The sequence below is a fragment of the Streptomyces sp. NPDC046716 genome, assembly GCF_040645755.1.
Classification (GTDB): Bacteria; Actinomycetota; Actinomycetes; order Streptomycetales; family Streptomycetaceae; genus Streptomyces.
Map to the genome: position 1 here is coordinate 95676 of NZ_JBEYYU010000023.1, position 14631 is coordinate 110306.

A 14631-nucleotide genomic window follows, 5' to 3' on the forward strand; every position below is an offset into this window, starting at 1 on the left:
TCCCGCCGATGACCTGTGGCATCGGTGAAGAAAGCAGACGATCATGTCTCACCTGCTCGACTCCGTCGACTCCGCGTCGCTGCGCAGCGACATCCCGGCCTTCCGCCCGGGTGACACCGTCAACGTCCACGTCCGCGTCATCGAGGGCAACCGCTCCCGTGTGCAGCAGTTCAAGGGCGTAGTCATCCGCCGCCAGGGCGCCGGTGTCCGCGAGACCTTCACGGTCCGCAAGGTCTCCTTCTCCGTCGGCGTGGAGCGCACCTTCCCGGTCCACACCCCGATCGTCGAGAAGATCGAGCTCGTCACCAAGGGTGACGTCCGTCGCGCCAAGCTGTACTACCTGCGCGAGCTGCGCGGCAAGGCCGCGAAGATCAAGGAGAAGCGCGAGAACTGATCTCGCGTTCGGGGTCGTCACGTCGCCGGATAGCATCTGGCCTCGATGGACACCGAAGCACAGCATGTGGAGCGCGACCGCTCCTCCCAGCCCGCGGAACACATCCCGGAGGGCGAGGAGGACCGGTCGCGCTCCTCTTTGCGTTCCGGGAACGCCCTGTCCCGGGGCATCGACGCGGTCGCCGCCTGGCTGCCCGGCGGCCGCGTGACGCTCGCACTGCTCAGCTGCCTGGCGCTCCTGCTCGCCGTCAGCGTCCTGGTGATGCAGCCGTTCCAGATTCCCAGCCGCTCCATGGAGAGCACTTTGAGGGTCGGGGACCGCGTTCTCGTAAATAAGTTGGCGTACCGTTTCGGTGCCGAACCGGAGCGGGGAGACGTGGTCGTCTTCGACGGCGACGGGTACTTCGGTGAGGCCGACTACATCAAGCGGGTCGTGGGTGTGGGGGGAGACCACGTGGTCTGCTGCGACAGCAGGGGGAGGATCGAGGTGAACGGGCAGCCGGTGGACGAGCGCACCCTCCTGTACGCCGGGGACGCGCCCTCCGAGGTGCCGTTCGACATCAAGGTGCCCGACGGAACCCTCTTCCTGCTCGGTGACCACCGCGGCGACTCCCGGGACTCCCGGGAACTCCTGGGCGCGCCCGGCGGCGGTTTCCTCCCCCTCGACCATGTGATCGGCAAGGCCGAGTGGGTCGCCTGGCCGACCGGACACTGGCGCTCTCTGTCGCGGCCGGACGTGTACGCGCGCGTGCCCGCACCCGGCGGTTCCCATGGGTAGGCGGGGCAGGGCGCCCGGCGGCGAGGGCGACGAGCGGCTGCCCACCGGGAGCCGGCCCACCAGCGGGCCCGCGCACCCGGGCCGGGCGGAGCGGCGCAAGCTCGCGCGCAAGGTGAAGCGCAAGCGCAGGCGCTCGGCGCTCAAGGAGATACCGCTCCTCATAGGCGTGGCCCTGCTCATAGCCCTGGTCCTGAAGACGTTCCTCGTCCAGGCCTTCGTGATCCCGTCCGGCTCCATGGAGCAGACGATCAAGATCGGTGACCGGGTCGTGGTGGACAAGCTCACCCCGTGGTTCGGCGCCGAGACGCACCGCGGCGATGTCGTCGTCTTCAAGGACCCCGGCAAGTGGCTGACGGCGGAGACGGGCCAGAAGAAGGATCCGCCGGTCGGCGTCAAGCAGATCAAGGAGGGGCTGACCTGGATCGGTCTGCTGCCCTCCGACAACGACCGCGATCTGATCAAGCGGGTCGTCGGTGTCGGCGGCGACACCGTGAAGTGCTGCGACAAGCAGGGCCGCGTCACCGTGAACGGAACCCCGCTGAACGAGACTTCGTACATCCACCCCGGCAACGCCCCCTCCAAGTTCGATTTTTCGGTGAAGGTTCCCGAAGGCCGGCTGTTCGTCATGGGGGATCACCGCGCCAACTCGGCGGACTCCAGGTACCACCTCACCGAGGCCTTCCACGGCACGGTCTCCGAGGACTCGGTGGTCGGCCGGGCCCGCGCCATCGTCTGGCCGATCGGCAACTGGTCCACCCTCGGCGAGCCCGAGACGTTCTCGGCCGTGGCCGACGCGCAAGGCGACGGATCGACCGCAGCGTCCGGCGCGTCGCATAAGGTGGCCACCACGAACAGCGCCGTCACGAGTTCGAACGCATCGGATTCGGACGGAATGATCCCCCTCCCGACCCCTGCGGAACTCCCGCTCGTTATGGGAGTGGTGGGCCTGCATCGCGTAGGGATCAGGCAGCGGCACGGAGTGAGGAGTGGATGTGGGGGACTTGGCGGTCGGCGCACGGTCAGGGCAGGGGCCCGAAGAGCAGCCCGGGCGTTCCGACGGCGCGGCGAATCCGGCCGTGACGGACCAGGGGCCCGCAGCCGGTGAGGATGCGCAGGCGGACGGCGGGGGCGGTGACGACACCGGCAGGCAGCAGAAGAAGCCCCGTTCCTTCTGGAAGGAGCTGCCGCTGCTCATCGGCATCGCGCTCGTTCTCGCCCTGTTGATCAAGACGTTCCTGGTCCAGGCGTTCTCGATCCCGTCGGCGTCGATGGAGAACACGCTGAAGATCGGCGACCGGGTGCTCGTCGACAAGCTCACGCCCTGGTTCGGCTCGAAGCCCGACCGCGGCGAGGTCATCGTCTTCCACGACCCGGCGGACTGGCTGGAGGGCGAGCCCACCCCGGATCCGAACGCGATCCAGCAGGTGCTCAGCTGGGTCGGTCTGATGCCGTCCGCCGACGAGAAGGACCTCATCAAGCGCGTCATCGGCGTCGAGGGCGACACCGTCGAGTGCTCGGGCACGGGCCCGCTCAAGGTGAACGGCAAGGCGCTCGACGAGACGTCCTACGTGTACGCGGGCAACACCCCGTGCAGCGCGGACAACGGCGGCGGAACATTCAAGGTGAAGGTACCCGCGGGCAAAGTTTGGGTCATGGGTGACCACCGCCAGGACTCGATGGACTCCCGCTACCACCAGAACGACAAGAACGACGGCTTCGTCCCGGTGGACAACGTCGTGGGCCGCGCGATCGTCGTCGCCTGGCCGCCCACGCACTGGTCCACGCTGCCCGTGCCGGACACCTTCGACCAGTCCGGGATCAACGCGGCGGCGAGCGCGGCTCCGGGCGCGCTCGGTCTCGCCGGCGCGGTGCCGCTGGTGATCTGGCGCAGGCGCAAGATCGGCAAGGGCCTTACCGACGGGAACACCAAGGTTTCTGCGACCGGTACCGCCGGGTAGGGTGCCGTCCCAGATCGCCGATCTTCCGTGGTCCGTGCCATTGCGGGGCCGGGCCGCGAGATCGATTTCTCCGACGCGGGGGAGCAACTGGGATGAGCAGGACACGTCGTACGGACGAGGGCCACGGCAAGGCCGGCAGCGTGCTGTCGGGCATAGCCGTGGCCCTCGGCTGTGTGCTGTTCCTCGGCGGATTCGTGTGGGGTGCCTTCGTGTACCAGCCGTACACGGTGCCCACCGAGTCGATGACGCCGACGATCGGCGCGGGCGACCGGGTCCTCGCGCAGCGGATCGACGGCAGTGTGGTCAAGCGCGGGGACGTCGTCGTCTTCCAGGAGGCGACCTGGGGCGACCTGCCGATGGTGAAGCGGGTCGTCGGCATCGGCGGCGACAAGATCGCCTGCTGCACCGACGGCAAGCTGACCGTCAACGGCAAGAAGATCGACGAACCGTATCTGCCGCCCGGCAAGAGCACCTCGCTCACCGGCATCAAGTCCACGACGGTGCCCAAGGGTCGACTCTTCCTGCTCGGTGACGAGCGCAGCGGCTCCCTGGACTCCAGCGTCCACCTCGGCGACTCGGAGAACGGCTCGGTGGAGCGCGGCGCTGTACAGGCCCGGGTGGACGCCGTGGCCTGGCCCCTGAACGGCATGCTGGCCAAGCCCACCGGCTTCGAGGAACTGCCCGGCGGGATCTCACGTCCCGGACCGCTCAAGTGGATGGTGTACGCGGTGGTGGGCGGCGCGGTGCTGGTGCTGGGCGGGGCCGCGTACGGTCCGATCGCGAAGCGCTCCCGCCGATCGAGGACCCGGACGGAGCCGGTCCGTGCCTGAGCCGGGGGACGAACTGCGCAAGGTGGCCCGGGTCGTGCTGCTCGATCCGGAGAACCGCATCCTGCTGCTGCACGGGCACGAGCCGGACGATCCGGCCGACGACTGGTGGTTCACCCCGGGCGGCGGCCTGGAGGGCGACGAGACGCGTGCGGAGGCGGCGCTGCGGGAGCTCGCCGAGGAGACCGGCATGACGGACGTCGAGCTGGGCCCGGTGCTGTGGGAGCGCTCGTGCTCCTTCCCGTTCGACGGGCGGCGCTGGGATCAGGACGAGTGGTACTTCCTGGCCCGTACCCGTGGGCCGGCGGCCTCGGAGGCGGGGTCGATGATCAATGAAACGGGCCTGACCGACCTGGAACGACGCAGCGTCGCGGGAGCGCGCTGGTGGACGTACCGGGAACTGGCCGAAGCGCATGAGACGGTGTATCCGACCAGACTCGCCGAGCTGCTGCATCGGCTGTTCGACGAAGGTCCCCCGAGCCGGCCGCTGGTCCTCGACACGGAAATCGTCTAGAGGCCCCAGAGACTGGCGCACAATAGGGGGACGCACGGCTGAAGGGGAACATGCCATGAGCGCCGAGGACCTCGAGAAGTACGAGACCGAGATGGAGCTGAAGCTCTACCGGGAGTACCGCGACGTCGTCGGTCTGTTCAAATATGTGATCGAGACCGAGCGGCGTTTTTACCTCACCAATGACTACGAGATGCAGGTGCACTCGGTCCAGGGTGAGGTGTTCTTCGAGGTGTCGATGGCGGACGCCTGGGTGTGGGACATGTATCGGCCCGCCAGGTTCGTGAAGCAGGTCCGCGTTCTCACGTTCAAGGATGTGAACATCGAAGAGCTGAACAAGAGCGACCTGGAGCTGCCGGGGAGCTGAGCCCGGCGCGCTGCCCCTCGGACGGGTGACGGAGTTCTCCACAACCTGCCGGTAGTTCACCAAGATCCACTTCCTTGTCGCCCCTGCGTCAGCGTGGGCGTCGGAGGTGGTGCCGACGTGAACGCACAGAGCGCACTGGGGAAGTACGGCGAGGACCTGGCCGCGAGGCGGCTGGCCGAGGCCGGAATGACGGTGCTCGCACGCAATTGGCGTGCGGGCCGGTCGGGCGAGATCGACATCGTGGCCCGGGACGGCGACGCGATCGTCGTGTGCGAGGTCAAGACCCGCCGGGCCGTGGGCGGCGCCGGCCGGGGCCGGGCCTTCGAGGATCCGATGGCCTCCATCACGCCGGTCAAGGCGCGGCGGCTGCGGGATCTCGCCGAGCGATGGGTGCAGGAGCACGGTGGGGCGCCACCCGGCGGGGTACGCATCGACCTCGTCGGCGTCCTGCTGCCGGAGCGCGGCGCGCCCCGCGTCGAGCATGCGCGGGGGGTGTCCTGATGGGATTCGCGCGTACGTGTTCCGTGGCTCTGGTGGGGGTCGAGGGCGTCGTCGTCGAGGTGCAGGCCGACCTGGAGCCGGGCGTCGCCGCCTTCACCCTCGTGGGGCTGCCCGACAAGAGCCTGGTGGAGAGCCGGGACCGGGTCAGGGCCGCGGTGGTCAACTCGGGATCGGACTGGCCGCAGAAGAAGCTCACCGTCGGGCTCAGCCCGGCCTCCGTGCCCAAGAGCGGCTCGGGCTTCGATCTCGCTGTGGCCTGTGCGGTGCTCGGCGCGGCCGAGCGGATCGACCCGCGGATCCTCGCCGACATCGTGATGATCGGGGAGTTGGGGCTCGACGGCCGGGTGCGACCGGTGCGCGGAGTGCTCCCGGCCGTGCTCGCCGCGGCCGACGCGGGCTATGAGCAGGTGGTGGTCCCGGAGTCCACGGCGGGCGAGGCCGCACTCGTGCCGGGCATCTCCGTCCTCGGCGTGCGCAGCCTGCGCCAGCTCATCGCGGTGCTGGCGGACGAGCCGGTGCCCGACGAGGAGCCGGAGACGCACGGCCGCCCCGATCCGCTGCTCGCCGGACTGAGCATGCCCGGCAGCGGAGCCGGCACCGGAATCGGCGGCCTGCCGCACGACGGGCCGGGACTCGATCTCGCCGACGTCGTCGGACAGCTGTCGGCCCGCACCGCGATCGAGGTCGCCGCCGCGGGCGGCCATCACGTGATGCTGTCGGGACCGCCGGGCGCGGGCAAGACCATGCTCGCCGAGCGGCTGCCCGCGATCCTGCCCCCGCTCACCCGCGAGGAGTCGCTGGAGGTCACCGCGATCCACTCGGTGGCGGGCATGCTGCCACCGGGCAAGTCGATGATCGACGTCGCGCCGTACTGCGCGCCGCACCACTCGGCGACCATGCAGTCCCTGGTCGGCGGCGGACCCGGCATGGCACGGCCGGGAGCCGTCTCGCTGTCCCACCGCGGAGTGCTCTTCCTCGACGAGGCCCCGGAGTTCAGCGGACAGGCCCTCGACGCCCTGCGCCAGCCCCTGGAAGCTGGCCATGTCGTCATCGCCCGCAGCGCGGGAGTGGTGCGACTGCCCGCCCGCTTTCTGATGGCGCTCGCCGCGAACCCCTGCCCGTGCGGACAGTTCCGGGTCCACGGCGGCGAGTGCGACTGCCCGCCCGCCGCGGTCCGGCGCTATCAGGCCCGGCTCTCCGGACCGCTGCTCGACCGGGTCGACCTGCGCGTCGAGGTGGACCCCGTCACGCGCAACGAACTGGCCGGGTACGGGCCGCGCGGCGACTCCACCCAGCTTGTCGCCGACCGGGTGCGCCAGGCCAGGGAGCGGGCGGCGGCACGGTTCGCGGAGTCCCCGTGGCGGACCAACAGCGAAGTGCCGGGGCACGCGCTGCGCACCCGCTGGCCTGCCGCCCCGGGCGCCCTGGACGAGGCCGAGCTGGACCTGGAGCGCGGCTTTCTGACCGCACGCGGACTCGACCGGGTGCTGCGGGTGGCCTGGACCGTGGCCGACCTCGCCGGACGCGACCGGCCCTGCGCCCAGGACGTGGCGCTCGCCCTGCAACTGCGCACGGGCATCTCGCGCGGGGCGCCCATGACGATCGGGTCCGGCGCATGACCGGGCGGAGCGTCCCGGACGAGGTGCGGCTCGCGCGGGCCCGGCTGACCCGGATCGTCGAGCCCGGATGGGAGCCGGCCGGCCGGTGGCTGCGGGAGTTCGGGGCGGTGGAGACGGTGCGGCGCATCGACGAGGCGGACGAGGGGGCGACGGATCCCGCGCTGCCCGGAGTGCGCGAGGCACGCTGGGCGGGCCTCGTCGCGCGGGCTCGTGAAGCGCCGCCCGCCGACCTCGACCTGGCGCGCGCCGGCCGGCTCGGAGCGCGCTTCGTGTGCCCCGGGGATCCCGAGTGGCCGGGGCAGCTGGACGACCTGGGGGGCGCGCGGCCCCTCGGGCTGTGGGTGCGGGGCGGCCCCTCCCTGCGGATGTGGGCGCTGCGCTCGGTCGCCGTCGTGGGAGCGCGGGCCTGCACGGACTACGGGGTGCGGATGGGCGCGAGCCTCGGCGCCGGGCTCGCCGAGCGCGGCTGGGTGGTCGTCTCGGGCGGCGCGTACGGGATCGATGCCGCGGCCCATCGCGGAGCCCTCGGCGCCACCGGGGCCACGGTGGCCGTCCTCGCCTGCGGCATCGATCGCACCTACCCGCGCGGGCACGAGCAGTTGATCGACCGCGTCGCGGAACAGGGACTGGTGGTGGGTGAGTTGCCGCCCGGGGCCCACCCCACGCCCAGCCGCTTCATTCTGCGGAACCGGGTGATCGCCGCGCTGACCAGAGGCACGGTCGTGGTCGAGGCGGCCTACCGCAGCGGAGCGCTCGGCACGGCCCGCTGGGCGCTTCGGATGGGGCGGCACGCGATGGGGGTGCCGGGCCCCGCGACCAGCGCCGTCTCCGCCGGCGTCCACGAACTGCTGCGCAAGGAGGGCACGCTGGTGACGGACGCCGAGGAAATCGTCGAGCTGGTCGGTGAGATGGGGGAGCTCGCCCCGGAGCGGCGTGGACCCGTGGTGCCGCGCGATCTGCTGGACCCGGAGACCGCGCGCGTGCTCGCTGCCCTGCCGGCGCGCGGGACCCGGACGTTCGCCGAGATCGGCCGGGAGGCCGGTGCGACCGACGACGAGACGACCGGTCGGTTGTACGAACTGCGCTCGTTGGGGTTCGTCGAACGACACGGCGATGGCTGGAAGTTGACACGCCAGGCGATCCGGTCGGTCTTCGCGGACGGAGGCGCGTCCTGAGCCACGGTGTTGCGCCGTCCGGATGACCCCTCGATGACCTTGGCAATTCCGGCAGTTGACGCTCCGTCCTGATCGCGTTCGGTACCGGAACCGTCCGCGCAAGTCGCCCAAGGGAACGTATCTGCGCGCGTATGACCCCCTACCCTTCGCACACTGCGACGCTGCAGTCACGCTACGCTCACCAGGATTCGGGTTCGTCACCTCAATCCGTAATCAGGCAGGCAGCTCGGCACCAGTCATCACTAGACGGGCAAGACTCCATCTTCACCAGCAAAGAGATCCCAGCGGCTCCCACGACCCGGACCACGGGCACTCAGGTCCAGGCCCCGGCCCCGGCCCCGGCCCGGGGCACCCTCTCCGACTCACTCGGCAAGCAGCAGAACGGCACAAGGCGACGCATGCCACAGCACACCTCCGGATCCGACCGGGCGGCGGTTCCCCCCGCAGCCCGCGGCTCCAGCGTGCGGCCTCCGGCCCCCTCCTCGCTCGAAGAGCTGTGGAGGTCGTACAAGGCGACGGGCGACGAGCGCCTGCGGGAGCAGTTGATCCTGCACTACTCGCCGCTGGTGAAGTACGTCGCGGGCCGGGTGAGCGTCGGGCTGCCGCCCAATGTCGAGCAGGCCGACTTCGTCTCGTCCGGAGTGTTCGGACTGATCGACGCGATCGAGAAGTTCGACATCGAGCGGGAGATCAAGTTCGAGACGTACGCGATCACCCGGATCCGCGGCGCCATGATCGACGAACTGCGGGCCCTGGACTGGATTCCCCGCTCGGTGCGGCAGAAGGCGCGCAATGTGGAGCGCGCCTACGCCACGTTGGAGGCCAAGCTGCGGCGCTCGCCCTCGGAGAGCGAGGTGGCCGAGGAGATGGGCGTGGCGCTGGAGGAACTGCACGCCGTTTTCAGCCAGTTGTCGCTGGCGAACGTGGTGGCGCTGGAGGAGTTGCTGCACGTCGGCGGCGAGGGCGGCGACCGGCTCAGCCTCATGGACACCCTGGAGGACCAGGCCGCCGACAATCCGGTGGAGGTCGCCGAGGACCGTGAGCTGCGGAGGTTCCTGGCACGGGCGATCAATACCCTGCCGGACCGGGAGAAGACCGTCGTCACGCTCTACTACTACGAGGGGCTGACCCTCGCCGAGATCGGCAACGTGCTGGGGGTGACCGAGAGCCGGGTCAGTCAGATCCACACGAAGTCGGTGCTGCAGCTGCGGGCGAAGCTGGCGAGTTTCGGACGCTGAGGGTGCTCTGGAGATCGGCGCTGGTGAATCGTCCCTGCCGTGATCCATGGCCCGCGACGGGTGGGCTGCGGGGGCCGCCGTGCTCGCCGAGACTCCCGTAGTGGGCGACGCGTCCGTACAGTGGATGTGTGCCAAGGATTCGAGCGGCCTCTGTGGCCGAGCACCGGTCGATGCAGCGCGCGGCTCTTCTTGATGCCGCGCGTTCCCTGCTGTCCGAGGGTGGGACGGAGGCGCTGACGTTCCCCGCGCTCGCGGAGCGGACGGGGCTCGCGCGGTCGTCCGTGTACGAGTACTTCAAGTCCCGCGCGGGCGTGGTCGAGGAGCTGTGCGCCGTCGACTTCCCGGTGTGGGCCGCCGAGGTCGAGGCCGGTATGGCGCGGGCCGCGACGCCCGAGGGCAAGGTCGAGGCGTATGTGCGGGAGCAGCTGGCGCTGGTCGGGGACCGGCGGCACCGGGCTGTCGTCGCCATCTCCGCGAGCGAGCTGGACGCGGGGGCCCGGGAGAAGATCCGGGCCGCGCACGGGGGGCTCGTCGCGATGATCGTCGAGGCGCTCGGGGAGATGGGGCACGGGCAGCCGCGGCTGGCGGCGATGCTGGTGCAGGGGGTCGTCGACGCCGCGGTGCGGCGGATCGAGCTCGGGGCCGCCGAGGAGCCGGATGTGATCGTGGATGCCGCCGTGGGCATGGTGCTGCGGGGGGTTCAGGGCTGAGGCCCTGCTCGGCGCTTCCGTACTGGAGCGCTGTGGCCGGGCCCTGCTGGAGCGCTCACCCCGCGCCGTGGTGCCGCCTTGCCCACCCTGCCGCCCTTGGCGGCAGATTGCCCAAGGCGGGGGCGCTCGCCGAGGCAGGGATGCTCTCCAGGGCGGCCGTGTTGCCGGAGGTCAGGGTGCTGTCCAAGTCTGGAGGGATGCCCCAAACGGGGAGCAGGCGCGGCGGGGTGGGGTGCAACAGGGCGGGGTCGAGGAGGGACAGCGGGTCCAGGTACACCGGGCCCCTCAGCAGTCCCCAGTGCAGGCAGGACGGTGCCGCGGGCGGGCAGTGGCCCGTCGGGAGTTCCAGGGCGCCGATCACCTGGCCCGGCGTGACCTCGTCGCCCTGCGCCACCGTCGCCGCCACCGGCTCGTACGTCGTCCGCAGGGGCGGATCCCCGGTGCCCGTCAGTTCCACGGACACCACGCCCCGGCCCGCCACCCGGCCCGCGAAGGCGATCCGGCCGGCGGCCTGCGCTCGCACCGGGGCGCCGATCGGGGCCGCGAGGTCCACACCGCGGTGGCCCGGGCCGTAGGGCGACGCCGGTGGGGCCCAGGCGCGTACCACCGCGGGGCGGTCGCCCACCGGCCAGAGATCGGCCGCGTGCACCGGGGTTCCGGCGGACAGCGCCGCCAGCAGAATCATCACGCACAGTAGTCGTCGCATGGCGGAGATGATCCGCTTCCGGGCTCGTCCCGGGGGATCTTGGCCGGGAAACGTGGACTACCGGGCGGTTGTGGACAGCGGCGTCACCCGGTACCTCCAGGGTCCCGTACACTTCATGTGGCGATCCGGGCCACCGGATCGACTTCGCACGCCCCGACACCGGGTCCCTTCGGGCCCGTGTCAGCGCCTTTCGGTCCCGTGCTCACGCACGAGGCAGGCGCGCTCGGGACGTCAGGAAACAACCGAGAACACTCAGAGGAGTACGGCCATGGCCGTCGTCACGATGCGGGAGCTGCTGGAGAGCGGCGTCCACTTCGGTCACCAGACCCGTCGTTGGAACCCGAAGATGAAGCGCTTCATCTTCACGGAGCGCAACGGCATCTACATCATCGACCTGCTCCAGTCGCTGTCGTACATCGACCGCGCCTACGAGTTCGTCAAGGAGACCGTCGCCCACGGCGGCACGGTCATGTTCGTCGGCACGAAGAAGCAGGCGCAGGAAGCCATCGCCGAGCAGGCGACCCGCGTCGGCATGCCCTACGTGAACCAGCGCTGGCTGGGCGGCATGCTCACCAACTTCTCGACCGTCTACAAGCGTCTGCAGCGCCTCAAGGAGCTCGAGCAGATCGACTTCGAGGACGTCGCCGCGTCCGGTCTCACCAAGAAGGAGCTTCTCGTGCTCTCGCGCGAGAAGGCCAAGCTGGAGAAGACCCTCGGCGGTATCCGCGAGATGTCCAAGGTTCCCAGCGCCGTCTGGATCGTGGACACCAAGAAGGAGCACATCGCTGTCGGCGAGGCCCGGAAGCTCAACATCCCGGTCGTCGCGATCCTCGACACGAACTGTGACCCCGACGAGGTCGACTACAAGATCCCGGGCAACGACGACGCGATCCGCTCCGTCACCCTGCTCACCCGCGTGATCGCCGACGCCGTCGCCGAGGGCCTCATCGCCCGTTCCGGCGTGGCCACCGGTGACTCGAAGCCGGGCGAGAAGGCCCAGGGCGAGCCGCTGGCCGAGTGGGAGCGCGACCTGCTCGAGGGCGAGAAGAAGGCCGACGAGAAGGCCGACGAGAAGGCTGAGGAGGCCCCGGCCGCTGCCGAGGCCCCCGCCACGGAGGCGCCGGCCGCCGAGGCCCCCGCCGCCGAGGCCCCGGCCGCGGACGCCGAGCAGGCCTGACCCGTACGGAATCCGGTTTCATGAGGTGACGGCGGGGGCCCACAAGGCCCCCGCCGTTCACCCGTGACCGTCCTCCGTACGACCCTTTCGTCGTCAGACACTTCAGACTTCGTAGAGAGAAACCAGGATCATGGCGAACTACACCGCCGCTGACGTCAAGAAGCTCCGTGAGCTCACGGGCGCCGGCATGATGGACTGCAAGAAGGCGCTCGACGAGGCCGAGGGCAACGTCGACAAGGCCGTCGAGGCGCTGCGCATCAAGGGCCAGAAGGGCGTCGCCAAGCGCGAGGGCCGCTCCGCCGAGAACGGCGCTGTCGTCTCCCTCATCGCCGACGACAACTCCACCGGCGTCATCGTCGAGCTGAAGTGCGAGACGGACTTCGTCGCCAAGGGCGAGAAGTTCCAGGCCGTGGCGAACGAGCTGGCCGCGCACATCGCCAAGACGTCGCCCGCCGACATCGACGCCCTGCTCGCCTCCGAGATCGAGGCCGGCAAGACCGTCCAGGCGTACGTCGACGAGGCCAACGCCACCCTGGGCGAGAAGATCGTCCTGGAGCGTTTCGCCCAGTTCTCCGGCGCGTACGTCACGGCCTACATGCACCGCACCATGCCCGACCTGCCCCCGCAGATCGGTGTTCTGGTCGAGCTGGACAAGGCCGACGCCGACCTCGCCAAGGGTGTCGCGCAGCACATCGCCGCCTTCGCGCCGAAGTACCTCACCAAGGACGACGTCCCGGCCGAGGTCGTCGAGTCCGAGCGTCGCGTCGCCGAGGAGACCACCCGCGCCGAGGGCAAGCCCGAGGCCGCGCTCCCGAAGATCGTCGAGGGTCGCGTCAACGGCTTCTTCAAGGAGGCCACCCTCCTCGGTCAGCCGTACGCGCTCGACAACAAGAAGTCGGTCGAGAAGGTCCTCCAGGAGGCCGGTGTCACCCTGAAGCGCTTCTCGCGCATCAAGGTCGGCATCTGAGTCCGTACCGCGCCCGACGCGAGACCCCGCTAGGGTCGACAGCAGTCGTCCGGGCACGCACCGGACGACCGCAGATGTGACGAGGAGGCCATTGCCGCACATGGGTTGCGAAACACCCCATCGGCAATGGCCTTCTTCGTATGTGTGCCAAGCAAGAAGAGGCGAGAATCCATGACCAGCACCCAGGCTGCAGACAAGGGCGACAAGAGCGACGTCGGCAAAGGCGCGGGGCGCTTTCTGCTGAAGCTCTCCGGTGAGGCGTTCGCCGGGGGTGGGGGTCTGGGTGTCGACCCCGACGTGGTGCACGCCATCGCCCGTGAGATCGCGGCCGTGGTCCGGGACGGGTGGCAGATCGCCGTCGTCATCGGCGGCGGCAACTTCTTCCGCGGTGCCGAGCTCCAGCAGCGCGGCATGGACCGGGCCCGCTCCGACTACATGGGCATGCTCGGCACGGTCATGAACTGCCTGGCCCTCCAGGACTTCCTGGAGAAGGAGGGCATCGACAGCCGCGTCCAGACCGCCATCACGATGGGCCAGGTCGCCGAGCCGTACATCCCGCTGCGCGCCGTGCGCCACCTCGAGAAGGGCCGCGTCGTGATCTTCGGCGCCGGCATGGGCATGCCGTACTTCTCCACCGACACCACCGCCGCGCAGCGCGCCCTGGAGATCGACGCCGAGGCGCTGCTCATGGGCAAGAACGGTGTCGACGGTGTCTACGACTCCGACCCGAAGACCAACCCCGGGGCCGTGAAGTTCGACGCGCTCGGCTACGGCGAAGTCATCACGCGCGACCTGAAGGTCGCCGACATGACCGCCATCACCCTGTGCCGCGACAACAAGCTGCCGATCCTCGTCTTCGAGCTCCTCACGTCGGGCAATATCGCGCGCGCCGTCAAGGGTGAGAAGATCGGGACGCTGGTGGGCGAGCAGGGCACCCGCGCCTGACCCTCAGGTCCGTGGCACCCCGCGGGGGATGGACAATGTCCTGCCGGTCGGACACCGTGCAAGGACACCGCAGGACACCGCAGGAAGCCGCGCGGGCACACCGCGCGGGAGCAACAGACGCGACGCAGCCGGCCGCCCCGTGCACGCCGGGCCTCACTCAAGACACGCAGGAGCAAGTGGTGATCGAAGAGACCCTCCTCGAGGCCGAGGAAAAGATGGAGAAGGCCGTCGTGGTCGCCAAGGAGGACTTCGCCGCGATCCGCACCGGTCGTGCGCACCCGGCGATGTTCAACAAGATCGTGGCCGACTACTACGGCGCGCTGACGCCGATCAACCAGCTGGCTTCCTTCTCGGTGCCGGAGCCGCGGATGGCCGTCGTGACCCCGTTCGACAAGAGCGCGCTGCGCAACATCGAGCAGGCGATCCGCGACTCGGACCTGGGCGTCAACCCGAGCAACGACGGCAACATCATTCGTGTGACGTTCCCGGAGCTCACCGAGGAGCGCCGCCGCGACTACATCAAGGTCGCCAAGAGCAAGGCGGAGGACAGCAAGGTGTCCATCCGTTCCGTCCGTCGCAAGGCGAAGGAAGCCATCGACAAGGCGATCAAGGACGGCGACATCGGCGAGGACGAGGGCCGTCGCGGCGAGAAGGAGCTGGACGACACCACCGCCAAGTACGTCGCCCAGGTGGACGAGCTGCTCAAGCACAAGGAAGCCGAGCTGCTCGAAGTCTGAGGCAGCGCGGAACATCGAGGTT

Annotated in this window: 16 protein-coding genes and 1 pseudogene; 16 read left to right on the plus strand and 1 reads right to left on the minus strand. The window is 70.0% G+C overall.

Annotated elements, in window-relative coordinates; all coding sequences use genetic code 11:
• The first annotated feature begins 43 nt into the window (after positions 1 to 43).
• The 12 genes from rplS to ABZ930_RS19230 all read left to right on the plus strand — a co-directional run bounded on the left by rplS (position 44) and on the right by ABZ930_RS19230 (position 10077).
• Positions 44 to 394 carry a 50S ribosomal protein L19 gene (rplS, locus tag ABZ930_RS19175; protein WP_037886451.1) on the plus strand — a complete coding sequence of 117 codons (351 nt, stop codon included), beginning with the start codon at positions 44 to 46 and terminating at the stop codon, positions 392 to 394.
• Between the two features lie 45 nt (positions 395 to 439).
• On the plus strand, positions 440 to 1171 hold the full coding sequence (gene lepB, locus ABZ930_RS19180) for a signal peptidase I (protein WP_361549156.1): 732 nt from the start codon (positions 440 to 442) through the stop codon (positions 1169 to 1171).
• Positions 1164 to 2276, plus strand: coding sequence for a signal peptidase I (lepB, locus tag ABZ930_RS19185; RefSeq protein ID WP_361549158.1), 1113 nt, complete (start codon positions 1164 to 1166; stop codon positions 2274 to 2276). Before lepB (ABZ930_RS19180) ends, lepB (ABZ930_RS19185) begins: the two co-directional genes overlap by 8 nt.
• Positions 2164 to 3129 (plus strand): signal peptidase I, encoded by a 966-nt coding sequence (gene lepB / locus ABZ930_RS19190; protein WP_361549160.1) that lies wholly within the window; start codon positions 2164 to 2166, stop codon positions 3127 to 3129. Before lepB (ABZ930_RS19185) ends, lepB (ABZ930_RS19190) begins: the two co-directional genes overlap by 113 nt.
• Before the next feature lie 92 nt (positions 3130 to 3221).
• Positions 3222 to 3959 carry a signal peptidase I gene (gene lepB / locus ABZ930_RS19195; protein ID WP_361549162.1) on the plus strand — a complete coding sequence of 246 codons (738 nt, stop codon included), beginning with the start codon at positions 3222 to 3224 and terminating at the stop codon, positions 3957 to 3959.
• On the plus strand, positions 3952 to 4470 hold the full coding sequence (locus ABZ930_RS19200) for an NUDIX hydrolase (RefSeq protein ID WP_361549164.1): 519 nt from the start codon (positions 3952 to 3954) through the stop codon (positions 4468 to 4470). The genes lepB (ABZ930_RS19195) and ABZ930_RS19200 overlap by 8 nt, the downstream gene beginning before the upstream one ends.
• 55 nt (positions 4471 to 4525) lie before the next feature.
• Complete coding sequence (locus ABZ930_RS19205) at positions 4526 to 4834, plus strand: DUF2469 domain-containing protein (protein ID WP_005311352.1); 309 nt, start codon at positions 4526 to 4528, stop codon at positions 4832 to 4834.
• A gap of 117 nt (positions 4835 to 4951) precedes the next feature.
• Complete coding sequence (locus tag ABZ930_RS19210) at positions 4952 to 5335, plus strand: YraN family protein (protein WP_361549166.1); 384 nt, start codon at positions 4952 to 4954, stop codon at positions 5333 to 5335.
• Positions 5335 to 6954, plus strand: a complete 1620-nt coding sequence (locus ABZ930_RS19215) for a YifB family Mg chelatase-like AAA ATPase (RefSeq protein WP_361549168.1) — start codon at positions 5335 to 5337, stop codon at positions 6952 to 6954. Before ABZ930_RS19210 ends, ABZ930_RS19215 begins: the two co-directional genes overlap by 1 nt.
• Positions 6951 to 8129, plus strand: a complete 1179-nt coding sequence (gene dprA, locus ABZ930_RS19220) for a DNA-processing protein DprA (RefSeq protein ID WP_361549170.1) — start codon at positions 6951 to 6953, stop codon at positions 8127 to 8129. Before ABZ930_RS19215 ends, dprA begins: the two co-directional genes overlap by 4 nt.
• A 398-nt stretch (positions 8130 to 8527) precedes the next feature.
• Entirely contained in the window at positions 8528 to 9367 is an 840-nt protein-coding gene (gene whiG / locus ABZ930_RS19225; protein WP_361549172.1) for an RNA polymerase sigma factor WhiG, read from the plus strand.
• Between the two features lie 152 nt (positions 9368 to 9519).
• Positions 9520 to 10077 carry a helix-turn-helix domain-containing protein gene (locus ABZ930_RS19230; RefSeq protein WP_361549209.1) on the plus strand — a complete coding sequence of 186 codons (558 nt, stop codon included), beginning with the start codon at positions 9520 to 9522 and terminating at the stop codon, positions 10075 to 10077.
• A 193-nt stretch (positions 10078 to 10270) separates the two neighbouring features.
• Here the strand turns inward: ABZ930_RS19230 and ABZ930_RS19235 are convergent.
• Positions 10271 to 10762: pseudogene (locus ABZ930_RS19235) on the minus strand (M23 family metallopeptidase); the annotation flags it as partial.
• Positions 10763 to 11051: 289 nt separating this feature from the next.
• Between ABZ930_RS19235 and rpsB the strand changes: the two are divergent.
• The 4 genes from rpsB (at position 11052) to frr (ending at position 14609) form a co-directional block, all read left to right on the plus strand.
• Positions 11052 to 11960 (plus strand): 30S ribosomal protein S2, encoded by a 909-nt coding sequence (rpsB, locus tag ABZ930_RS19240; protein ID WP_361549174.1) that lies wholly within the window; start codon positions 11052 to 11054, stop codon positions 11958 to 11960.
• A 130-nt stretch (positions 11961 to 12090) separates the two neighbouring features.
• Positions 12091 to 12927 (plus strand): translation elongation factor Ts, encoded by an 837-nt coding sequence (tsf, locus tag ABZ930_RS19245; protein WP_351450249.1) that lies wholly within the window; start codon positions 12091 to 12093, stop codon positions 12925 to 12927.
• Positions 12928 to 13098: 171 nt separating this feature from the next.
• Positions 13099 to 13872 carry a UMP kinase gene (gene pyrH, locus ABZ930_RS19250; RefSeq protein ID WP_361549177.1) on the plus strand — a complete coding sequence of 258 codons (774 nt, stop codon included), beginning with the start codon at positions 13099 to 13101 and terminating at the stop codon, positions 13870 to 13872.
• 179 nt (positions 13873 to 14051) lie between these two features.
• On the plus strand, positions 14052 to 14609 hold the full coding sequence (frr, locus tag ABZ930_RS19255) for a ribosome recycling factor (protein ID WP_353944974.1): 558 nt from the start codon (positions 14052 to 14054) through the stop codon (positions 14607 to 14609).
• The last annotated feature ends 22 nt before the right edge of the window (positions 14610 to 14631 follow it).